This window comes from Blautia sp. AM42-2, assembly GCF_003480245.1.
GTDB classification, from domain to species: Bacteria; Bacillota; Clostridia; order Lachnospirales; family Lachnospiraceae; genus Fusicatenibacter; species Fusicatenibacter saccharivorans.
In genome coordinates this window covers 632,205-653,470 of the sequence record NZ_QUIM01000001.1, presented here as the reverse complement: position 1 = coordinate 653,470, position 21,266 = coordinate 632,205, and the positions used below count along the sequence as shown (strand labels likewise).

The following is a 21,266-nucleotide window of genomic DNA, read 5'->3' as shown; positions in this document are numbered from 1 at the left end:
AAAGATTTTTTTGAATATTCATGGTACCATTACGGTAGTTAAAAACAGAGAGGATGGAAACGACGTGGAAGAAACAAATATTTTAGTTGTGGATGATGAAAAAGAAATCGCGGATCTGCTGGAAATTTATCTGATCAGCGATGGATTTCAGGTATTAAAAGCGTACAGTGCAAAAGAGGGACTCCGCATTCTGGAGGAGAAAAAAATCGACCTGGTGCTGCTCGATGTGATGATGCCGGATATGGACGGTATTGCGATGTGCCGCCGCATCCGGGAGACGAACAACATTCCGATCATCATGGTAAGTGCCAAAACGCAGGATATCGACAAGATCGTCGGTCTGTCAACGGGAGCAGACGATTACGTGGCAAAACCGTTCAATCCGCTGGAGCTGATGGCGCGTGTAAAATCCCAGCTCCGCCGCTACCGCGAACTGAATCCGTCGAAGCCGCACGAGCGCCAGGAAGTGATTTCCTTAAAGCATCTGGAAATCAACAAGGTAACCCATCAGGTTGTCTGCTACGGAGAAAGCATCAAGCTGACACCGATTGAATTTGATATTCTGTATCTGCTGGCCTCCAACCCGGGCCGCGTGTTCGGTACAGACGAAATTTTCGAGCGCGTCTGGCATGAAAAATTCTATGAGGCGAACAACACGGTTATGGTACATATCCGCCGTCTGCGCGGAAAAATGAAAGACGACACAAGAGAAGATAAGATTATTACAACAGTCTGGGGAGTGGGATACAAAATTGAAGCCTGATTTTATAAAAAACTTCAGCCAGAGGATGGTCTTTGATCTGATTGTAAGTGCACTTGTCACGGTGCTTGTAGTGACGCTTACCGACGGGATTCTGACCTTTTTCGGCAATGGACTGATGAACATCGGTTACCGGAGCGCCTGGATCGGACCGGGAGGCCTCCGCCCATCGGTGCGGACGATGATTCTGACGGCGGCTGCGCTGCTTTCGTTCTGCCTGACCTTTTATTTCCTGATGCGCGAAACCATCCGATACATTGGGAAGATTCTGGAAAAGGTAAAGGAGATATCAGCAGGGGATTTTGATCATCCGATCGAGGTAAAGGGAAATGACGAGTTTTCTGTGATGGCGGAGAACTTAAATACGATGCAGCAGAATATCAAGGAAATTATGGAACGGGAACGGATCGCGGAGCATACGAAAAACGATCTCGTCTCATCCGTGGCACATGACCTCCGTACGCCGCTGACTTCGATTATCGGCTATCTCGGCTGGGTGCGCACGCGGACGGATCTGGATGAGGAGACGAGAAATCATTATATCGATATTGCCTATCAGAAAGCACTCCGTCTGGAGCAGCTCACGAACGAGCTGTTTGGATTCGTCAAGCTGGAGCACAAAGAGATGCAGCTGCATCTCGGAAAACTTGATCTGGTGCAGCTGATGGAGCAGATGCTCGACGAGATGACGCCGTCTTTTGTGAAAAATGAGCTTCAGGTGGAATTTCTGCATGCGGAACATGCGATTTTTCTCGAGGCGGACGGTGAGCTGCTGGCACGGCTCTTTGGAAATCTGCTGAACAATGCTGTCAAATACGGAAAAGAAGGAAAACAGATCCGCGTCTCAATGGAAAAAGAGGGCGAATATGTGGTCACGCGTGTCATTAACTACGGACGGATCATTCCAAAACAGGAACTGGATCATATTTTCCAGAAATTTTACCGGACAGAGCAGTCGAGGAGCCGCGATACCGGCGGGACGGGACTTGGACTTGCGATTGTACAGCAGATTGCGGAACTGCATCACGGACAGGTGCGGGTAAAAAGTGATCTGCAGGGAACCGTCTTTGAGGTGGAACTGCCGGTCGGAATGCCAAAGGGGAAGAAAGAGGACGAAAAGCGATGAACAGGAAAAGAAGAAGCAAAATCTGCTGTCTGTCCGGTATTTTGCTGCTGATTCTGCTTCTGGCGGGAGTTCAGAGGGTGTCTGCGATGACAACGCGGACAGAACTTTATCAGAACACGCCGTCGGATGGCGGAAGAAGCGGCGGGAAAGAAAAGCAGCTTCTTGCCAACAGCTACGCAGGGGAATACCAGATTGATTTTTCTTATGGATTCGAAGGAAACTATCAGGATGGGAATCACGTACCGATTCGTGTGACAATCACAAATGAGAGCGCTGTTGAATTTGAAGGATACTTTGTTTTTCAGATAAAAAACGCCGCGGAATCGATTTACCGCAGAAACAGTGGAGAAGGCATTCTCTCAAAACTGTTTTTGGGGGGCAAGCGGTCGGGCGATGGAAGAAACAGCCTTTTTACGTACCGTTTTCCAATCTATATTCCGGCGAACGGAACCGTTACAAAGACTTTTTCGGCAGGGCTTCTGGTGGAAAATACGTCTTTTTGTGTCCTGTGCCTGGAGAACAGCCAGAGGGACACGGTGTACAGTCGGGAAGAAACGATTTCGAGTGAAGGCTTCTTCCAGTCCAAGGTGGAAGTCTGCGTTGTGGAAGAAGAAACTAATTACGGGCAGCAGCTGAATGGAGTTACGCTGAACGACGGGATTTATGAGGTGGAAGCTGCATCTGTCCGGGCAGAGGAGCTTGTCGGGCTTGCGGAGTCGTATTCGCCGGATGTGCTGATCCTTCTGGAGCAGTCAAAAGAAGAACTGGATGAGACACTCCAGAAAGAAATTGATCTCTGGCAGGCAGAGGGAGGTCTTCTGATTACCTTTTCGGGAAACGAGACATTTGCGGAAAGCCAGCGCAGTGCGTTTAAAGAAGCGCCGGTAGATTTTCTGAAAAATATTCTGGACGAAGAGACCACCAGCCGCCTTCTGGCAAAACGAAATACGAATTATCAGAAATACTATACGATTTCCGATCTTCTGGAAAACACTAGGATCCGGAACCGTCCGAATACGGTGCTGTACGGCGGCCTGATTCTGGTCTATCTGGTTCTGGCAGGGCCGGGATTGTATTTCTTTTTGAAAAAAACAGGAAAACGTCAGTATCTTTGGGGGGCGATCTGTGCCTGCTCGGCCGTCTTTGTTATGCTGATCAGTCTGTTTGGCCAGAGCACGAGGCTCAAGGCCCCGGTGCTGACGTATGTAAGAGAAATCTGGCAGTACGATACATACCAGAAAGATTACATTAATTTCTGTGCACAGGCGCCGTACAATGCTTCCTATGAGCTGTATCTGGATCCGTCCTACGATCTGGTGACGTACAACCGTATGGACTATATGTCCAACAGCACGGCACAGCCGGAAACGGAGGATGCGGAATATGAAAAGACGGAGATCAGTTTCGGAGAACAGAAAAACAGGGCAGAAATTTCCAATCAGGCTGCATTTGCCCTGAATGAGTTCGGCATGCAGCGGATGGAAACGCTGGACGAAGGCGAAGGACTGAAAGGCACGTTTCATTTCTGGGATCAGAAGATCAGCGGAACCGTGGAAAATAAGACAGGCTATGATCTGGAGAGCTGTGTGATCGCCGTTCCAGGTTACTGTGCCCTCATTGGAGACATCAAAAACGGGGAGACGATCACGCTGGATGGAATAGAAGCGGACAGCGTGCGGGAGTTCGGAAATTGGAGTGCGGCAGAAGATCTGCCGGAGATAGAGAAAAATTATCTGGACGGCGTCATCTATAATCACATGCCGAACCGGAGTGACAACTGCCTTTTCTTTGGAAAGCTGGCAGGCAATGACGATACGTTCCAGCTTGACAGCGGATACGAAGCGTATGGAATCTCGTATTACTATCAGGAAGTGTCTGTGGACATGAAAGAGGCCGGCGTTGTGTACTGTCCGTATGCGCAGGAGTACAGCGGATGGGACGGCGGAAACACGGTAAGCTTTGAAATGGGACCGAATTCCGGCGGAATCTCGGAAGAGGAAACAGAAGTAACGTATTATCTGAACGGTGTCTTTGAAAACAACAACATCTGGTGTCTGTATGGAATGTATGCTAAAGGCGTGATGCAGCCGGATTCCGAGGGAATCTATGATCCTGCATTCTGGCCGTATGCGATGACGGCGTTAGAAGATAAGCTCCAGGCGGCAGAAACCGGCGGGGGAGGAAAACGGGGAACCATTCTTTCGCTTGCTTTCGAGAAAGCCCGCACGGAGGATGGGATCAAGATCCGGAATTTCAATGGAATCATTGAGCTGTACAATTTTCAGACGGGAACGTATGATGAAATTTCCGACTGGGAGATCGATTTTGCGAGTGATCCGGCGCTGGAGGCGCAGTATGTGAATGCGGACAACCAGATCCGTGTGCGGTACCGTCTTTCCGAAGAGGAAAAGGGAGAAGAGTATCATGAAAATTATGGATACTATGAGGCACCGAATCTGATCGTAAAGGCGAAAGAGATCCCACCGGAGCAATATCTGGAGAACCTGTTAGCGGAGGAGCCAAATGCCGATACTGAAAATTGAGAAACTGACCAAAAAATACGGAAAAACATATGCCCTGAACGGTCTTGATATGGAAGTAAAAAAAGGCGATATTTACGGCTTTGTCGGACCGAACGGTGCGGGAAAAACAACGACGCTGCGCATTATTTCAGGGCTTTTAAAGAGCGACGGCGGCGATCTGTGGCTGGACGGCGTGCGGACGACAAAAAATATTCTGAAGCAGAAAAGCCTGATCGGCTTTGTGCCTGATTTCTTTGGCGTTTATGAAAACTTAAACGTGATAGAGTATCTGGAATTTTTTGCCGCATCGTATGGAATTTACGGGCGGGCAGGAACCGTCCGTGCGCGGGAAGTGCTGGAGATGGTCGAACTATCGGGAAAAGAGGAGCAGATGGTGGATTCGCTCTCAAGGGGCATACAGCAGCGGCTCTGTCTGGCGCGCGCGATGATCCATAAACCGAAGCTTCTGGTGCTGGACGAACCGAATTCCGGTCTGGATCCGCGTTCGAGAAAGGATTTTCAGCTTCTCCTGCAGCGATTGGCGCGGGAGGATTATACGATTCTGATCAGCTCCCATATTCTTTCGGAATTAGCAGATCTGTGCACCAGCATCGGTGTCATCAACGGAGGTGTCATGGTACAGCAGGGAAAGCTGGAAAACATTATGCTTGCGATCGACAGCTCCAATCCGCTGCGCATCACTGTGCTGAACCAGGTGCCAAAGGCGCTGGAACTATTGCGGCAGGATCCGCAGGTCAGCCGCCTTTCTGTGGATGAAAACAAGATTGCGGCCTGGTTTTCGGGAAGCCGGGAGGAGGAGGCGTATCTGCTGCAGAAACTGGTGGATGCCGGAATCCTTGTGGTTTCGTTTGCACGGGAACACAACAGCCTGGAGTCCCTGTTCTTCCATCTGACCGGGGAAACGGAACAGAAGAGCCGAAACACAGAAACGTTCGGAAATACGATCGGATAAGGAGGGAACGAAACGTGCGGTTAAATCCTGTATTTGAAAAAGAAATGAAGCGGAACTCGCGGTCATCGCGGATTTCCTGGATTATTTTTGTCTGCAATCTGCTGCTTGCCGTGGTTGCGTTTGTCTGCTATTTCGGGGAGAGCAGCCAGCTTGGCTATCTGGCACCGGTCAGTTACAGCGTTCCGATGAACTGCTATATTCTGATGACGTATCTTCTGTTTATTCTCGTCGTCCTTTCAGTTCCGGCGGTTGCGGGAGGAAGCATTTCGCTGGAGCGTGAGAAAAAAACGCTGGATGTGCTGCTGACGACGAACCTGAACCCGTGGAGAATCATTACGGGAAAGCTGGAGGCATCGCTTGGCGTTGTTTTGATACTGACGGTTTCGGCACTGCCGGTGCTGTCCCTTGTTGTGGTGTTCGGCGGTATCGGCCTTGGCGGACTGCTTCTGATGGCGGGAGGCCTTCTTCTGACCGGAATTTTTGTCGGCAGTATCGGCATTTTCTGTTCGGTTGTTTTTAAGCGGACCACACTGGCGACCGTTCTTTCCTATGTCATTGTCGTTTTTCTGGTCGTAGGAATATGCGCCTGCACGGGGCTTGCCTACTACGCAGGACTGCTGCAGCAGGAGATGACGGCAGCTTATCAGCAGATCGATGTAGGAGGTGTAATTTACCTTCTTCTTTTCAATCCGTTTACCTCGTTTGCGGGGATCATCAGCCGCCAGCTTGGGAATGGAAGAGAGATGGAACAGCTCTGCTATCTGCTTGGAAATTACGGACAGAATCCGCTGATCCATTATCTGCCGGAGGCGAGTGCCGTTCTGCAGCTTCTGATATCAGCCGTTCTTCTTGTAACGGCGGGAAGAAAGCTGAATCCATTAAATAAATAACAGGAGTAAAAGAGAAGATGAAACCATTTTGTTTTAGCCTTTCCGGAATTTATGAGTCCGAAGGATATGCCTGGGAGCAGGCGGGAAAGATCTGGGATCTAAGAGAGCTCCGGGGAACTGACGGTTATCTCGATCCGGAGACGGAGCAGTTTCTGGAAGCGGAACTTGGCCGAAAAAAAGAAACGAAAGAGCTGCCGCGGATCCGCCTTCTGGATTCCGGCAATTATCACTATATGAGCAAATTGCTGCTGGGACTGGAAAAAGAAGATTTGTTTTTAGCCGTATTCGACCACCATACCGATATGCAGCCGCCGGCGCTTCTTCCGGTGCTCTCCTGCGGTTCCTGGATCCGGGATGCTGCCGGGGCGTATCAAAACATCAAAGGAATCTGTGTGATCGGCCCGCCGGAGGCGTCGGTGCGGGAGACAGAAGCGATGGAGCATGTCTGGTTTGTGACACAGGAAGAGCTCGACGACGGAAGCGGAGCGGCGAAGATCAAAGAGATTTTTGCATCCCATGCGGGAACATTTCCGGTATATCTGTCGGTCGATAAGGACATTCTGTCAAAGGAGGAGCTTGATACGAACTGGGATCAGGGAAATGTGCGTGTGGATGAGCTGCTGTTCCTTGCAAAGGACTGTCTTGCGGGGAGAAAGGTGCTCGCGGTCGATCTCTGCGGAGAGCCGTCGGCGAACGCGCCGGAGGCGGAGTGCAGCGCGGCAAGTCTGGTAAACCAGAAGCTGTACGGCGCGCTTGCGGCAAAAATCGAAGATTGACAAAGTCTGGGCAAAAGAGTATCATAAATTCATACCCAGACGGGGTATATAGAGTGACGGAACACAAGGAGGAAACCTCATGGGTGAATGTTGTACACACTGCAGTGAATGCGACCGGAAAAAAGTGCGGGACGAAAAAGAATACAAAGATCTGATCCACCGTCTTTCGAGAATTGAAGGCCAGGTGCGCGGAATACGGGAAATGGTGGAGAGCGACCGCTACTGCGTCGATATCCTGACCCAGGTATCCGCGATCCAGTCTGCATTAAACAGCTTCAACAAGGTACTGCTTTCCAGCCACATCAAATCCTGCGTTGTGGAGGATATCCGGCAGGGAAAAGAAGGCGCCGTGGATGAGCTCTGCAAAACCATCCAGAAGCTGATGAAATAAGAAGGAGAAGAAGAAAATGAAAGCATATGAAAGATTACTGAATTATGTTAAAGTGCCGACACCGAGCAATGAGAAGAGCGGAACCCATCCGTCTTCCGAGTGTCAGAGAGTCCTGGCAGACCAGCTTGCAGAAGAAATGAAAGCGCTCGGTGTATCGGATGTCCGTGTAGAGGATAAATGCTACGTCTATGGAAAAATTCCGGCAACAAAAGGATACGAAGGAAAGACAAAACTGGGATTTATCGCACACATGGATACGGTATCTGATTTTGCAGATCATGCGGTAAATCCGATCGTACATGAAAATTATGACGGAAAGGATCTGAAGCTGGCTGACAGCGGAAGAACACTGGAGGTTTCGGTATTCCCGCATCTTCCATCCCTGGCCGGCAGAACGCTGATCACAAGCGATGGAACAACGGTGCTCGGTGCAGACGACAAGGCGGGCGTGGCAGAGATTATGACACTGGCAGAAGCCCTTCTTGCCGGAGAAATCCCGCACGGTCCGATTTCCATCGGATTTACACCGGATGAGGAGATCGGTGAAGGCCCTGACTTTTTTGATGTTCCAGGCTTTGACGCAGAGTTTGCCTATACCGTGGACGGCGGCACAGAGGGAGAAATCGAATTCGAAAACTTCAATGCAGCCGGAGCGAAATTCACGGTGACCGGATTTAACATCCACCCAGGCGGAGCAAAAGACACGATGATCAATGCAATCGCTGTTGCAAGCGAGATCCAGTCTCTTCTGCCGGAAGCAGAGTCCCCGAGAAATACCGAAGGATATGAAGGCTTCTATCATCTGACCAGTATGTCCGGCGATGTGGCACATGCCGAGTCCGAGTACATCATCCGTGATCACGATGCAGAGAAATTTGCAGCAAAAGAAGAGAATCTGCGCCGGATTGAAAAAGCAATGAATGAAAAATACGGCGAGGGAACGGTAAAACTGGAGATCAAAGAGCAGTACCGCAACATGGCTGAGAAGATCCGTCCTTGCTACCATCTGATTGAGAATGCCGAAGAGGCAGCCAGAAGAGCCGGCATGGAGCCGATCGTTCTTCCGATCCGCGGCGGCACAGACGGCGCACGCTTAAGCTTCATGGGGCTGCCGTGCCCGAACATCGGAACCGGCGGATATGCATGCCATGGACCGTATGAGCACATTACCGTTGAGGGGATGGAAAAGACGATGGCAATGCTGAAAGAACTGGTTAAGATCTACGCAGAATAAAAGAGTTGTCAGAAAAAAGGAAAAGTCCGGCAGAAAACTGCCGGGCTTTTTTGCTGGCGTTTATGATAGGAAGAAAAAAATCAGCACAGCAAAAAACGGAGCCATGCAGGCTCCGATTAAAAGCAGTTCGTAGGGGAATCGAACCCCTGTTTTCGCCGTGAGAGGGCGACGTCTTAGCCTCTTGACCAACGAACCATATGATATAGAACAGAATTTTTAAAAGAGAAGGAACTCTGTGAAACCTTCAACAGTTCGTAGGGGAATCGAACCCCTGTTTTCGCCGTGAGAGGGCGACGTCTTAGCCTCTTGACCAACGAACCGTATGATATAGAACAGAATTTTTAAAGAGAAGGGATTCTGCAAAACCTTCAGCAGTTCGTAGGGGAATCGAACCCCTGTTTTCGCCGTGAGAGGGCGACGTCTTAGCCTCTTGACCAACGAACCATGTCGCTTAAAACAGGATTTTTAAGAGAGAAGGCATCCTGCGAACCTTCAGCAGTTCGTAGGGGAATCGAACCCCTGTTTTCGCCGTGAGAGGGCGACGTCTTAGCCTCTTGACCAACGAACCGTACTCGCTTATAATACACGATGTCTGGAGAAAATGCAAGAGTTTTTTTGAAAAAAATTTAAAAAATTTCAAAAAGTAGCGAAATTCGCATTTTACTTGCATTTTTTACCAGTTATGGTATGATAAAACAAACAAATGTTCTAAAAAAACAGAAATACGTTCTAAAAAGAAAGAAAAAAGATTAGAATAGAGAAGGAGAAGACAAATGAAACAGTACAAAGGAGCCATTTTTGATCTGGACGGAACACTGCTCGACTCGATGCGGGTCTGGGATGACATCGATGTTGCATTTTTAAAGAAGAGAGGACTTGAGGTTCCGCCGGATTATCAGGAGGCGATTACACCGCTCGGCTTTCTGGAGGCTGCCCGCTACACGATCAGACGGTTCGGCTTTCCGGAAACGCCGGAAGAACTGATTCAGGAGTGGCATCAGATGGCGGTCGACGCCTATACGTATGAAGTGGAGTTAAAAGACGGGGCAGCAGAATATCTCCGCTATTTAAAAGAAAAAGGAATCCGCATGGCGGTTGCTACCTCATCGAGCCCGGAGCTGTATGAGCCGGCCTTAAAGAGAAATGGGATTTATGAGTATTTTAAAGCATTTGTCACCGTCTCGGAAGTAAAGCGCGGCAAGGGCTTTCCGGATATCTACGAGAAAGCGGCTGAAAAGCTGTCTCTTCCGCCGGAAACGTGTGTGGTATATGAAGATATCCTAGCGGGAATCCGCGGCGCCAAAATGGGCGGATTTGCGGCTGTGGGCGTGTATGACAGAAGCGGGGAAGGAAACCGCGCAAAGATGGAGCAGGAAGCAGACCGCTACGTGACTTCTTTTAAGGAGCTGATGAACGGAGGAGATTCTTTCTTCTAAAGAAAATCTTGCTATTCCGGGAAGAAAAATGATATAATAAAATACTGTGCCCCAAAATGGGACAGACAGAAGTATTTTTAAGAGAAAAAGACAGTAACACATAAGTGAGGATAGAACAGTTATGCCAAAAAAAGAAACGTATGATGCCAGCAGTATTTCCGTGCTGGAAGGTCTCGAAGCAGTGCGTAAGCGCCCTGGTATGTATATCGGAAGTACCTCGCGGAAAGGCCTGAATCATCTGATTTATGAAATTGTAGACAATGCGGTGGACGAGCATCTTGCGGGCTACTGCGACACCATTCACGTAACACTTGAAGCAGACGGCTCGGCGACCGTGACCGACAACGGCCGCGGAATCCCGGTCGGCATGCATGAAAAAGGCGTTCCGGCGGAGCGTCTCGTTTTTACAACCCTGCACGCCGGCGGTAAATTCGACAACAATGCGTACAAGACAAGCGGCGGTCTGCACGGTGTCGGTTCTTCGGTTGTCAATGCGCTTTCCACCTATCTTGACGTACAGGTCAGCCTCGGCGGCTGGGTTTACCACGACCGCTACGAACGAGGTGTTGCCGTACAGGAACTCGATGAGGATGGGCTGCTGCCGAAGATCGGAAAAACGAAGAACAGCGGAACCCGCATCAACTTCCTGCCGGATCCGGAAATCTTTGAGAAAACACGTTTTTCCGCAACAGAGGTCAAAAGCCGTCTCCATGAGACTGCATATCTGAACCCGGCGCTTACCATTTATTTTTCCGATCTGCGCGATGGAAAAGAGGAGCACCTGACGTATCACGAGCCGGACGGCATTGTTGGTTTTGTGCGCGATCTGAATAAGAACAAAGAGGCAATCCACGATCCGATTTATTTCAAAGGGGAATCTGAGGGCATTACCGTAGAATGTGCGTTCCAGTATATCAACGAATTCCAGGAAAACGTGCTCGGCTTCTGTAATAATATCTACAACGCTGAGGGCGGTACCCATATTTCCGGTTTCAAATCGACCTTTACGACGATTATGAACAGCTATGCCAGAGAGATCGGTGTCTTAAAAGAAAAAGACAATAACTTTACGGGATCGGATATCCGAAACGGTATGACCGCTGTTATTTCGATCAAGCACCCGGATCCGCGGTTCGAGGGCCAGACAAAAACGAAGCTGGACAACCCGGATGCGGCAAAGGCCGCCGGAAAAGTAACGGGCGAGGAGATTCCGCTGTATTTCGACCGCAATCTCGAAGTGCTGAAAAATGTTCTTGCCTGCGCTGAGCGATCTGCCAAAATCCGCAGAAGCGAAGAAAAAGCCAAGACGAATATGCTGACCAAGCAGAAATATTCGTTTGATACGAACGGCAAACTGGCAAACTGCGAGAAAAAGGATCCGTCGCTGTGCGAGATCTTTATCGTCGAGGGAGATTCTGCGGGCGGTTCCGCAAAGACGGCGCGTAACCGTAATTTCCAGGCGATTCTGCCGATCCGCGGTAAGATTCTGAACGTAGAGAAGGCTTCTATTGATAAAGTTCTGGCAAATGCCGAGATCAAATCCATGATCAATGCATTCGGCTGCGGCTTTTCCGAGGGTTACGGCAACGACTTCGATATCACAAAGCTCCGTTACGATAAAATTATCATCATGGCAGATGCCGATGTCGACGGTGCGCATATTTCAACGCTGCTGCTGACATTGTTCTACCGTTTCATGCCGGAGCTGATCTACGAGGGACATGTCTATATCGCGATGCCGCCTCTTTACAAGGCAATGCCGTCCCGCGGAAAAGAAGAGTATCTGTACGACGACAAAGCACTGGAAAAATACAGAAAGACACACAAAGAAAAATTTACGCTGCAGCGCTACAAAGGTCTTGGCGAGATGGACCCGGAGCAGCTCTGGGAGACGACACTGAATCCGGAGACGAGACTTTTGAAGCGTGTGGAGATCGAGGATGCCCGTATGGCCTCCGATGTGACGGAAGTGCTGATGGGAACCGAGGTTCCGCCGCGGAAAGCATTTATTTATGAGCATGCAACCGATGCAGAGCTGGATATTTAACAGGAAGGACAAAGGAAGATGAGAGAAAAATCAGAAGATCAGATTATACGGACCGAATATTCTGAGGTCATGCAGAAATCTTATATTGATTATGCGATGAGCGTCATCATTTCCCGAGCGCTTCCGGACGTGCGGGACGGTTTAAAGCCGGTACAGCGCCGTACTCTGTATGACATGTATGAGCTCGGCATCCAGTACGACAAGCCGTTCCGAAAGTGCGCGCGTATCGTTGGCGATACGATGGGTAAATACCATCCGCACGGCGACAGTTCCATTTACGATGCTCTTGTCGTAATGGCACAGGATTTCAAAAAAGGGCAGCCGCTTGTGGACGGTCACGGAAACTTCGGATCGATTGAGGGTGACGGTGCCGCTGCAATGCGATACACCGAGGCGAGACTGCAGAAAATTACACAGGAGGTCTATTTAAAGGATCTCGACAAAGACGTTGTCGATTTCGTACCGAACTTCGACGAGACGGAAAAAGAGCCGTCTGTTCTGCCGGTGCGCGTGCCGAACCTTCTGTTGAATGGCGCAGACGGTATCGCTGTCGGTATGGCAACAAGCATTCCGCCGCACAACCTGTGTGAGATTGTGGATGCGGTCAAGGCCTACATGAAAAACAATGACATCACCGTCAAAGGTCTGATGAAATACATCAAAGGACCGGATTTCCCGACCGGCGGTATTGTCGTCAATCAGGATGACCTGCTGTCGATCTACGAAAAAGGTGTCGGAAAGATTAAAATCCGCGGAAAGGTGGAAGTGGAGAAAGGCAGAAACGGAAAGCAGTATCTTGTGATCACCGAAATTCCGTACCCGATGATCGGTGCGAACATCGGAAAGTTCCTGAACGATGTGGCGGGGCTTGTGGAGAGCAAGAAAGCGCCGGAAATTGTCGACATTTCCAACCAGTCCTCGAAAGAAGGAACACGCATCGTGCTCGAACTGAAAAAAGGCGCGGATGTGGAGCGGATCACGAATCTGCTGTACAAGAAAACACGTCTGGAAGATACGTTCGGTGTCAACATGCTCGCCGTGGCAGATGGAAGACCGGAGACGTTAAGCCTTAAACAGGTGATCGAGTATCACGTTGATTTCCAGTTTGAAGTGGCAACCCGCAAATACCAGAACCTTCTCCGCAAAGAGATGGAGCGCCGCGAGGTGCAGGAAGGTCTGATCAAGGCATGCGATGTGATCGATCTGATCATTGAGATCCTGCGCGGAAGCAAGACACAGAAGCAGGTCAAAGAGTGTCTGATTATGGGTGTGACCGATGGTATCCGCTTCAAATCAAAGTCAAGTGAGCGTATGGCAGCACAGCTCTGCTTTACGGAACGCCAGGCAACGGCGATTCTGGAGATGCGTCTGCAGAAACTGATCGGACTGGAAGTGGAAGCACTCTTAAAAGATCATGAGGCGACTGTGGCGAAGATTACGAAGTACGAGGATATCTTAAATCATTACGACTCGATGTCGGAAGTTATTATGGAAGATCTGACGCAGATTAAAAAAGAGTACGGCCACAAGCGGAAAACGGCGATTGAGAATGCTGAGGCGATTGTTCTTGAGGAGCCGAAGGTCGAGGAGATGGATGTTGTCTTCCTGATGGACCGCTTCGGTTATGCGAAGACGATCGATACGTCTGCTTACGAGCGGAACAAAGAGGCTGTGCACAACGAGAACAAATATGTGTTCCAGTGCAAAAACACCGATAAGATCTGCGTCTTTACGGATCTTGGCATGATGCACAGCATCAAAGTAATGGACATCCCGTATGGAAGATTCCGTGACAAGGGAACGCCGATCGACAACCTTGGAAATTACAGCAGCCAGAAGGAGCAGATGATTTACGTCGATGCACTGGAAAATATCAAGAACAATAAGCTGCTGTTCGTCAGCGCGGCCGGTATGGTAAAGCTTGTCGATGGATCCGAGTTTGATGTCGTAAAACGAACGATCGCGGCGACGAAGCTTTCATCCGAGGAGGACCGTCTGATTCTTGCCGAGGTCTGCCAGGAGCAGGAGTATGTGGTTCTGCAGACGAAAAACGGTGTCTTCCTGCGTTTCCTTACGAGTGAAGTGCCGGAGAAGAAAAAAGCAGCCGTTGGTGTGCGTGGTATCCGTATGGCAGAGGACGACGCGGTAGAGCATGCGTATCTGCTGGCAAGCCGGATGGATTACACGATCACGTATCACGACAAAGAGATTTCTCTGACAGCGAAGATTAAGCTGGCAAAACGAGATACCAAGGGAACAAAGATCCGGGTATAACGCAGAGTTTTGTTTATAACCATGAGAAGCACGCTCCGCGGGTTTTTCGAGAGATCACTTGGCAATAAAAAGACACCTGCCCGATACCAGAACGGTACGGGCAGGTGTCCTTTTTGCATAATTTTTTAGTTATTTGAAAAACTGTGGGAAGTCTTTCTTGGGGTTCTTCTTTCAATGGCAACGTACGGACGATGATGACCGACATATTTATAAGCCGGACGGATGATCTTTCCTTCGTTGACAAGCTCTTCGATCCGGTGTGCGGACCAGCCGGAGATACGGGAGATAGCAAAGATCGGGGTGTAGAGCTCTTTTGGAAGGCCAAGCATTGCGTAGACGAAACCGCTGTAGAAATCAACATTTGCACAGACTGGTTTGAGCAGACGGCGCTTTTTGGCGATACACTCGCCGGCAATGCGTTCTACAGACTCATAGAGAGCAAATTCTTTCTCGCGGTGCTTCTCAGCGGAAAGCTTTTTTGCATATTCTTTCAGAATCACACAACGTGGATCGGACAGGGTATAAACAGCATGGCCCATACCATAGACAAGACCAGTTCCATCGAATGCTTCACGATCAAGTATTTTGGTCAGGTAGGTGCGCAGTTCGTTTTCGTCTTCCCAGTTTGTAACATTCTCTTCAATATTTTCAAACATCTCCATAACCTTCAAGTTGGCACCGCCGTGGCGCGGTCCTTTTAAGGAACTTAAAGAAGCCGCAACAGCAGAGTAGGTATCGGTTCCGGAGGAGGAGACAACGTGTGTCGTAAATGTTGAGTTATTTCCGCCGCCGTGGTCTGCGTGAAGAATTAACGCAACATCGAGAACCTTTGCCTCCAGAGCAGTGTATTCTCCATCCGGGTGAAGCATCTGCAGAATGTTTTCAGCCATCGACAGCTCCGGTTTCGGATTTCGGATGATCAGGTTCTGGTTTTCGTGGTAGTGGCGGTATGCATGGTAGCCGTAAACGGCGATCAGCGGCATTTTGGCGATCAGACTCAAAGCCTGGCGGAGGACGTTCGGAATGGAAATGTCATCCGGCTTTTCGTCGTAGGAATACAGGGTCAGCACACAGCGCTGCAGAGTATTCATCATGTTTTTGCTGGTTGCCTTCATGACAACGTCGCGGACAAAAGTGTCCGGCAGCTCGCGGTAGATACTTAAAATTTCGTTGAAATCATTTAACTGCGGTTCTGTCGGAAGAGAACCGAACAGAAGAAGATAGGTAATCTCTTCAAAACCGAAGCGTCGTCCTTCCATACCTTTGATCAGATCAGCGACGTTATAGCCCTGAAAATAGAGACGGCCATCGGTCGGAACTTTTTCGCCGGTGCGCTCATCAATATCGAAGCCGATAACATCGGAAATTTCGGTCAGGCCGGTGAGAACACCTTTACCAGTGGAATCACGCAGTCCCCGTTTTACATCGTACTCAGTGTATAAAGATAAATCAATCTTTCCGGAATCTTTCGTATACTCTACAAGCTGACTGAGCTTGTCTTCCAGATTATCGTATTGCATGGTCATGACAACAGCCCCTTTCTTCCTTTAGTTAAAAACTATACTTACTTTTTTGGCGGTTGTCAATGCTTTTCTTTCAAAATACATTAATTTTTATAAGGAAAAGGGATGGTTTTCCTTAATTTTTGAAAGTAAGGACAAAGTTTATGCATAAAATTTGCGCCAGGGAGGTGAAAACAACAGGGATGGAAACGGCGGGAAATCAGTGGGGCGGAACAAATTTTAGAAAAAGATTCATAAATTTCAAAAAAATGCTTGCAATTTCAAAAAAATACGGTATAATAATGATTGTGTCATTCAGGAAATGAATTTCACAGGCCGAAATAGCTCAGCCGGTAGAGCACTTCACTCGTAATGAAGGGGTCGTCAGTTCGAATCTGATTTTCGGCTTATTCTTTAGAAACCCGCAGGACGTAAGGTTCTGCGGGTTTTCTGGTATCATGAGAAATATGACAGAAATACGAACGCCCTTTGCAGGAAAAAGATCTGCTGCAAAGGGCGTTTGCTGTTACAAGTTTCAGGAAAATCAGTTCGTACAGCATATCCTGACGGAGCTTTTGGCCGGGCACTTCAAAGAGCACATCAGCTGTTGCCATTTTCCTGTGCTGCCACCCGTGCGTCGCGTTCCCGGCGGGAAAAGACGCAGCCGCAGTAGTCCTGGCGGTAGAGGCCGTATTCATGGGAAAGTTCGATGGAACGCTGGTAGCCGCCCCGTTTCTTGAAATCTGAATTGAGATATGGGATCCCGTATTCGGCGGCAAGCCGTTCTCCGATTTCATTCAGCTTTTCCGCGTTTTTCAGCGGGCTGATGGAGAGGGTTGTTGTAAAATAGTCGAGTTTGAGCTGCTTTGCCATTTCGGCCGCTTCGCGGAGCCGTATTTCATAGCAGACAAAACAGCGCTCGCCGCCCTCCGGCACATTTTCCATCCCGCGTGTCAGTTCATAGAACCGGTCAGAATCGTACGGGCCGGGGCAGAAGGAAATCGGATGCACGGCGGGAAGAGAATGGATCAGACGCTGTTGTTCCTCCACGCGGTGCTCGTACTCCGTCGGCGGATAGATGTTGGGATTATAGTAAAAGAGCGTAATGGAAAAATACTGCGACAGATATTCCAGCACGTAACTGCTGCACGGCGCACAGCAGCTGTGCAGCAGCAAGGTCGGAACTTCACCGTGAAGTCCTGCAATCTTCGCATCCAGCTCCTTCTGGTAATTTCTTTTATTGGCCATAATGTATCTTCAAACCTCCTGGTATCTTTCAATCCTTTCTATTATAGCCTCAGCGCGGCTGGGATGCAAGCTGCATATGATATCTTATAGATAGAGGAGGATGCAAAAAAATGGATGATCAAATCCTGTCATTAGAGCATATATCACTGTCCTATCACACCATGAAAGGAGAAACACCGGCGCTGTGCGATCTGACCTTTTCGGTAAACCCGGGGGAATTTGTTGCTCTTGTCGGACCGAGCGGCTGCGGAAAGAGCACGATCCTGAACTTGATTTCCGGTCTTTTAAAGCCGGAGGCGGGAACTCTGCTGAGTCGCGGACGGCCGATCACGGAGGCGGATCTCCATATCGGCTACATGCTGCAGAGAGACCACCTGTTTGAATGGCGGACCATCTACAGCAACGTTCTGCTGGGCCTTGAGATTTCGCGCACGCTGACACCCGAGCGGAAAGAAAAAGTCGGGGAGATGATGGAGACATACGGCCTGAAATCCTTTTCCAATGCCCGTCCGTCCGAACTTTCCGGCGGTATGCGGCAGAGGGCGGCACTGATCCGTACACTGGCGATGGAGCCGGATCTTCTGCTGCTTGACGAGCCGTTCTCCGCTCTCGACTACCAGACGAGGCTGAACGTCTGTGATGATATCGGAAAGATCATCAAAAAAGAGGGAAAGACAGCAATTCTCGTGACACACGATATTTCGGAGGCCATCAGCATGGCGGACCGTGTGATTGTTCTGGCGGCACGGCCGGCATATGTGAAAAAAAAGATTCCGATCCGGTTTGCGATGGAGGAGCGCACGCCGATGAAAGCGCGCAGTGCGCCGGAATTTAAAACGTATTTCAATGCCATCTGGAAGGAGCTGAATGAAAATGCGTGAGCAGGCAAAAACGCCGGAGAGCAGCTTTCAGAGGGCGTATCTCCGGCAGAAAAAAAGAGAACGGGAGCAGGTGCGGGTGTTTCGGGCTTTGCTTCTCGTCAGTTTTCTGGTATTATGGGAGGTGGCGGCGGATCTGAGATGGATCGATCCGTTTATCTTTTCCAGCCCTGTGCGGGTGGGAAAAACGTTCGTGACCCTGCTGACGGAGCAGAACCTTCTGCGCCATATCGGGATCACGGTGTATGAGACGGGAATCAGCTTTCTGCTCGTCTCGGCACTTGGCATGGCGTTCGCTGTGCTTTTGTGGCTCTTTCCGCGCTTTTCTGCGGTGATGGAGCCGTACCTGGTAGTCCTGAACAGCCTGCCGAAATCGGCGCTCGCCCCGCTTCTCATTGTGTGGATGGGGGCAAACGTGAAAACGATCATCACGGCCGGCATTTCCGTTGCGATATTCGGCTCGGTGATCAGCATTTACAGCAGCTTTCAGGGTGTGGAGCCGGATATGCTCCGCCTGATTGCAACACTCGGCGGAACGAAGAAGGATATGCTGTTCCGCGTCGTGCTGCCGTGGTCGCTTCCGGGGCTGCTCGCCGTGTGGAAGGTCAACATCGGCCTGTGCCTCGTCGGTGTTGTAATCGGAGAGTTTATCGGGGCAAGAGAGGGGCTTGGCTATCTGATTATCTACGGCAGTCAGGTGTTCAGATATGCACACGCAAGAGAAGGGAGGATGACAGATGATTGGAATCGTATGTCTGGAAGAACGAAGAGGAATGCAGTTTGGCGGACGACGCGTTTCGCGGGACCGCGTGGTAACGGAAAAAATCTGCGAACTGTGTGAGGGGAAAACGCTCTGGATGAATCCGGCTTCGGAAAAGCTGTTCGCGGAGCAGAAGGAGAGTGGGAAGGTAACACTTCAGGCGGCGGCAGATTTTCTGGAGCAGGCAGGTGAAGGAGAATACTGCTTTGTGGAGAATACGGGACTGCAGGCTGTGGAAGCGAAGATAGAGAAAATCATCGTTTTCTGGTGGAACCGGCATTATCCGTCTGACCGGAAATTCGACCTGGATCTTTCCAAATGGAATAAAGTGTCCGAGGAGGAGTTTGCAGGCTATTCCCATGAGAAAATAACGAAAGAGGTATATGAGAAATGAAAAAACCAAGAAAACAGCTTCTGCTGCTGGCGGCGCTTCTTGTTCTGATACTGACCGGCTGTGAGGCGCAGGATCTTCTCTCGACGGAGAGAGCAGATTCCGGTTCGGAGGTTACGGCCGCTTATACGATGACGGAATCCCAGATTACCGATCAGGCACCGACGGCTGTTTCAGTTCTTGATGTTCCGGAGTTTTCCGGTGAACCGTATGTCGTTTTAAACGGAAATGAGCCGGATTTTACCGATGAGGAAAAGACGACCGAGTCGTACGAGCATTACAGCGATCTGGACAGCCTGGGACGGTGCGGCGTGGCAGAGGCGAATATCGGCCAGGATCTGATGCCGACGGAGAAGCGCGGCGCGATCGGCCAGGTAAAGCCGACGGGCTGGCATACGGTAAAATACGATCAGGTGGAAGGTAAATATCTGTACAACCGCTGCCATCTGATCGGATACCAGCTGACCGGTGAGAATGCAAACGAGAAGAATCTGATCACTGGAACACGTTATCTGAATGTCGAGGGCATGCTGCCGTTTGAAAACATGGTTGCCGACTACGTCAAAGAGACCGGAAACCATGTGCTGTACCGCGTTACACCAATTTTTACCGGGGACGACCTTGTAGCGGACGGTGTGGAGATGGAGGCACTTTCCATGGAAGATGACGGCGAGGGCATTTCCTTCCATATCTTCGCATACAACAATCAGCCGGGCATCTCGATTAATTATGCAACGGGAGACAGCACGTTAAGCGAAAGCAGCGGAACGATGACGGATCAGCAGGAATATGTCATGAACACATCCAGCATGAAATTCCACCTGCCGTCATGCTCCAGCGTCAGCTCGATTAAGGATGAAAACAAGGCGACATATCAGGGACCGCGCGAGGACCTGATCGCCGAAGGCTATGAGCCGTGCGGACGGTGCAATCCGTAAAAAGAAATTACAAAAAGAGGGTCGGAACTTTCCGGTCCTTTTTTCTATATAGTAAAGAGAAGCATCTGGAAAGTGAGACAGGAGATGGAAGAGGAGAAGCTGCGTGCGGTTTATTATGCAAGGTGCAGCACCGAGGAGGAAAACCAGAAGGATGCGCTGGTAAGGCAGGCGGCGGAGGCGGAAGAGGCAATCCGGGCAAGAGGATGGAGGCTTGTGGATGCCTACGTGGAGAGCCGCTCCGGTACGAGCCGGAAGGGCAGACGGGAATATAACCGCCTGTACGAGGATCTCGAGCAGAACCGGTTTGATGTCGTCGTAATCAAGTCGCAGGACCGCCTGATGCGGAACACGCGGGACTGGTATCTGTTCTCAGACCGCTTAAACTGCGCCGGAAAGCGGCTGTATTTTTATCTGGAGAACACATTCTATTCGCCGGAAGACGCGCTTCTGACCGGCATTAAGGCGATTCTGGCGGAGGAGTACAGCCGGGAGCTGAGCAAGAAGATGAATCTGGCGCACCAGAAACGGCAGCAGAATAATGGAAAGCCGGTGCTGACCTCAAAAAGTTATGGTTACCGGCGGACGGCAGACGGAGCGATTGAGATCATCCCGGAGGAGGCCGCAGTGAAGCGCCGTATGTACGAACTCTGTGCAGACGGTCTCGGCGGACGGAAAATTGCGGCGGTTCTGGCAGCAGAGGGCGTCCGCAGCCGCGCCGGAAAACCATTCTCTGGAACAGACATTATCCGCATGGTGCGGAATCCCATGAATAAAGGCACCGTAGTCATGAACAGGAAGCATTACGATTTTAACACCGGAAAAACGCTCCCTACACCGCCGGGCGGGCAGTACGTCTATGCGGGGAAAATTCCTGCTATCGTCTCTGAAGAGCTCTGGATAGCGGCAAATCGGGCGGCTGACGAGCGTCTCTGCCGCAAAAAGGTGGGCAAATCTGTTCAGACTTGACTGGGTAATCCTGTCCATCCTGATCCTCTGCCTCGTTGCGGCAGGATTGTACGGCATCTTGGGCTGGCTGGAAAAAAACTACACAAAACGCCGAAATTCGGGAAAGTAGGTGATTTGACTTGCAAAGGAAGAGGGGAGTCTTGTATAATAATAC

Annotated in this window: 18 protein-coding genes and 5 tRNA genes; 17 read left to right on the top strand and 6 right to left on the bottom strand. The window is 50.0% G+C overall.

The features are described 5' to 3' along the window. Window positions 1–64: 64 nt before the first annotated feature. The 8 genes from DW915_RS03055 to pepT all read left to right on the top strand — a co-directional run bounded on the left by DW915_RS03055 (window position 65) and on the right by pepT (window position 8,672). A complete protein-coding gene (locus DW915_RS03055; protein WP_022462401.1) occupies window positions 65–763 on the top strand; it encodes a response regulator transcription factor in 699 nt (232 codons plus the stop codon). Next, complete coding sequence (locus tag DW915_RS03050) at window positions 753–1,886, top strand: sensor histidine kinase (RefSeq protein ID WP_055228565.1); 1,134 nt, start codon at window positions 753–755, stop codon at window positions 1,884–1,886. Before DW915_RS03055 ends, DW915_RS03050 begins: the two co-directional genes overlap by 11 nt. Then, complete coding sequence (locus DW915_RS03045) at window positions 1,883–4,429, top strand: hypothetical protein (RefSeq protein WP_118741527.1); 2,547 nt, start codon at window positions 1,883–1,885, stop codon at window positions 4,427–4,429. Before DW915_RS03050 ends, DW915_RS03045 begins: the two co-directional genes overlap by 4 nt. Beyond that, window positions 4,416–5,381, top strand: coding sequence for an ABC transporter ATP-binding protein (locus DW915_RS03040; RefSeq protein WP_118601646.1), 966 nt, complete (start codon window positions 4,416–4,418; stop codon window positions 5,379–5,381). The genes DW915_RS03045 and DW915_RS03040 overlap by 14 nt, the downstream gene beginning before the upstream one ends. A gap of 14 nt (window positions 5,382–5,395) precedes the next feature. Next, window positions 5,396–6,271 (top strand): ABC transporter permease, encoded by an 876-nt coding sequence (locus DW915_RS03035; RefSeq protein ID WP_055217680.1) that lies wholly within the window; start codon window positions 5,396–5,398, stop codon window positions 6,269–6,271. A 17-nt stretch (window positions 6,272–6,288) separates the two neighbouring features. Further along, complete coding sequence (locus DW915_RS03030; RefSeq protein WP_118741526.1) at window positions 6,289–7,047, top strand: arginase family protein; 759 nt, start codon at window positions 6,289–6,291, stop codon at window positions 7,045–7,047. 79 nt (window positions 7,048–7,126) lie between these two features. Next, window positions 7,127–7,438, top strand: coding sequence for a metal-sensing transcriptional repressor (locus DW915_RS03025; RefSeq protein WP_022463104.1), 312 nt, complete (start codon window positions 7,127–7,129; stop codon window positions 7,436–7,438). Window positions 7,439–7,454: 16 nt separating this feature from the next. Then, on the top strand, window positions 7,455–8,672 hold the full coding sequence (gene pepT, locus DW915_RS03020; protein WP_055217684.1) for a peptidase T: 1,218 nt from the start codon (window positions 7,455–7,457) through the stop codon (window positions 8,670–8,672). A 123-nt stretch (window positions 8,673–8,795) separates the two neighbouring features. Here pepT and DW915_RS03015 read toward each other — a convergent pair. From DW915_RS03015 to DW915_RS03000, 4 genes are all read right to left on the bottom strand, one after another. Beyond that, window positions 8,796–8,867: transfer RNA gene (locus DW915_RS03015), tRNA-Glu, on the bottom strand. Between the two features lie 53 nt (window positions 8,868–8,920). Next, a tRNA-Glu gene (locus tag DW915_RS03010) sits at window positions 8,921–8,992 on the bottom strand. A gap of 52 nt (window positions 8,993–9,044) precedes the next feature. Further along, a tRNA-Glu gene (locus DW915_RS03005) sits at window positions 9,045–9,116 on the bottom strand. A gap of 52 nt (window positions 9,117–9,168) precedes the next feature. After that, window positions 9,169–9,240: transfer RNA gene (locus DW915_RS03000), tRNA-Glu, on the bottom strand. Window positions 9,241–9,445: 205 nt separating this feature from the next. On the opposite strand from DW915_RS03000, the gene DW915_RS02995 reads away from it, so the two are divergent. The 3 genes from DW915_RS02995 to DW915_RS02985 all read left to right on the top strand — a co-directional run bounded on the left by DW915_RS02995 (window position 9,446) and on the right by DW915_RS02985 (window position 14,429). Next, window positions 9,446–10,108 carry an HAD family hydrolase gene (locus DW915_RS02995; RefSeq protein WP_117761591.1) on the top strand — a complete coding sequence of 221 codons (663 nt, stop codon included), beginning with the start codon at window positions 9,446–9,448 and terminating at the stop codon, window positions 10,106–10,108. 121 nt (window positions 10,109–10,229) lie between these two features. After that, window positions 10,230–12,155 carry a DNA gyrase/topoisomerase IV subunit B gene (locus DW915_RS02990; RefSeq protein ID WP_055228570.1) on the top strand — a complete coding sequence of 642 codons (1,926 nt, stop codon included), beginning with the start codon at window positions 10,230–10,232 and terminating at the stop codon, window positions 12,153–12,155. An 18-nt stretch (window positions 12,156–12,173) separates the two neighbouring features. After that, a complete protein-coding gene (locus DW915_RS02985; protein ID WP_055228571.1) occupies window positions 12,174–14,429 on the top strand; it encodes a DNA gyrase/topoisomerase IV subunit A in 2,256 nt (751 codons plus the stop codon). 125 nt (window positions 14,430–14,554) lie between these two features. On the opposite strand, the gene DW915_RS02980 is transcribed toward DW915_RS02985, so the two are convergent. After that, window positions 14,555–15,955 (bottom strand): citrate/2-methylcitrate synthase, encoded by a 1,401-nt coding sequence (locus DW915_RS02980; protein WP_118741525.1) that lies wholly within the window; start codon window positions 15,953–15,955, stop codon window positions 14,555–14,557. A gap of 311 nt (window positions 15,956–16,266) precedes the next feature. Here DW915_RS02980 and DW915_RS02975 point away from each other — a divergent pair. Beyond that, window positions 16,267–16,339: transfer RNA gene (locus DW915_RS02975), tRNA-Thr, on the top strand. Between the two features lie 192 nt (window positions 16,340–16,531). Here DW915_RS02975 and DW915_RS02965 read toward each other — a convergent pair. Continuing rightward, window positions 16,532–17,179: an epoxyqueuosine reductase QueH gene (locus DW915_RS02965; RefSeq protein ID WP_117812835.1), complete on the bottom strand. Its 648-nt coding sequence runs from the start codon at window positions 17,177–17,179 to the stop codon at window positions 16,532–16,534. A gap of 110 nt (window positions 17,180–17,289) precedes the next feature. Between DW915_RS02965 and DW915_RS02960 the strand changes: the two genes are divergently transcribed. The 5 genes from DW915_RS02960 (at window position 17,290) to DW915_RS02940 (ending at window position 21,112) form a co-directional block, all read left to right on the top strand. After that, the gene (locus DW915_RS02960; protein ID WP_117812834.1) at window positions 17,290–18,060 is read left to right on the top strand and encodes an ABC transporter ATP-binding protein; all 771 of its coding nucleotides are present in this window, start codon (window positions 17,290–17,292) and stop codon (window positions 18,058–18,060) included. Next, window positions 18,047–18,898: an ABC transporter permease gene (locus DW915_RS02955; RefSeq protein WP_242998327.1), complete on the top strand. Its 852-nt coding sequence runs from the start codon at window positions 18,047–18,049 to the stop codon at window positions 18,896–18,898. The genes DW915_RS02960 and DW915_RS02955 overlap by 14 nt, the downstream gene beginning before the upstream one ends. Beyond that, on the top strand, window positions 18,795–19,211 hold the full coding sequence (locus tag DW915_RS02950; RefSeq protein ID WP_055217698.1) for a hypothetical protein: 417 nt from the start codon (window positions 18,795–18,797) through the stop codon (window positions 19,209–19,211). The genes DW915_RS02955 and DW915_RS02950 overlap by 104 nt, the downstream gene beginning before the upstream one ends. Continuing rightward, window positions 19,208–20,146, top strand: coding sequence for a DNA/RNA non-specific endonuclease (locus tag DW915_RS02945; protein ID WP_118741524.1), 939 nt, complete (start codon window positions 19,208–19,210; stop codon window positions 20,144–20,146). The genes DW915_RS02950 and DW915_RS02945 overlap by 4 nt, the downstream gene beginning before the upstream one ends. Before the next feature lie 72 nt (window positions 20,147–20,218). Next, complete coding sequence (locus DW915_RS02940; protein ID WP_118741523.1) at window positions 20,219–21,112, top strand: recombinase family protein; 894 nt, start codon at window positions 20,219–20,221, stop codon at window positions 21,110–21,112. The last annotated feature ends 154 nt before the right edge of the window (window positions 21,113–21,266 follow it).

Bases quoted from the DNA above. Each gene is read 5' to 3' on its own strand.
- DW915_RS03045 (WP_118741527.1), top strand. From the start codon at position 1,883: ATGAACAGGAAAAGAAGAAGCAAAATCTGCTGTCTGTCCGGTATTTTG.
- DW915_RS02945 (WP_118741524.1), top strand. From the start codon at position 19,208: ATGAAAAAACCAAGAAAACAGCTTCTGCTGCTGGCGGCGCTTCTTGTT.
- DW915_RS03025 (WP_022463104.1), top strand. From the start codon at position 7,127: ATGGGTGAATGTTGTACACACTGCAGTGAATGCGACCGGAAAAAAGTG.
- DW915_RS02950 (WP_055217698.1), top strand. From the start codon at position 18,795: ATGATTGGAATCGTATGTCTGGAAGAACGAAGAGGAATGCAGTTTGGC.
- DW915_RS02960 (WP_117812834.1), top strand. From the start codon at position 17,290: ATGGATGATCAAATCCTGTCATTAGAGCATATATCACTGTCCTATCAC.
- DW915_RS02955 (WP_242998327.1), top strand. From the start codon at position 18,047: ATGAAAATGCGTGAGCAGGCAAAAACGCCGGAGAGCAGCTTTCAGAGG.
- pepT (WP_055217684.1), top strand. From the start codon at position 7,455: ATGAAAGCATATGAAAGATTACTGAATTATGTTAAAGTGCCGACACCG.
- DW915_RS02990 (WP_055228570.1), top strand. From the start codon at position 10,230: ATGCCAAAAAAAGAAACGTATGATGCCAGCAGTATTTCCGTGCTGGAA.
- DW915_RS02985 (WP_055228571.1), top strand. From the start codon at position 12,174: ATGAGAGAAAAATCAGAAGATCAGATTATACGGACCGAATATTCTGAG.
- DW915_RS02980 (WP_118741525.1), bottom strand. From the start codon at position 15,955: ATGACCATGCAATACGATAATCTGGAAGACAAGCTCAGTCAGCTTGTA.
- DW915_RS02965 (WP_117812835.1), bottom strand. From the start codon at position 17,179: ATGGCCAATAAAAGAAATTACCAGAAGGAGCTGGATGCGAAGATTGCA.
- DW915_RS02995 (WP_117761591.1), top strand. From the start codon at position 9,446: ATGAAACAGTACAAAGGAGCCATTTTTGATCTGGACGGAACACTGCTC.
- DW915_RS03030 (WP_118741526.1), top strand. From the start codon at position 6,289: ATGAAACCATTTTGTTTTAGCCTTTCCGGAATTTATGAGTCCGAAGGA.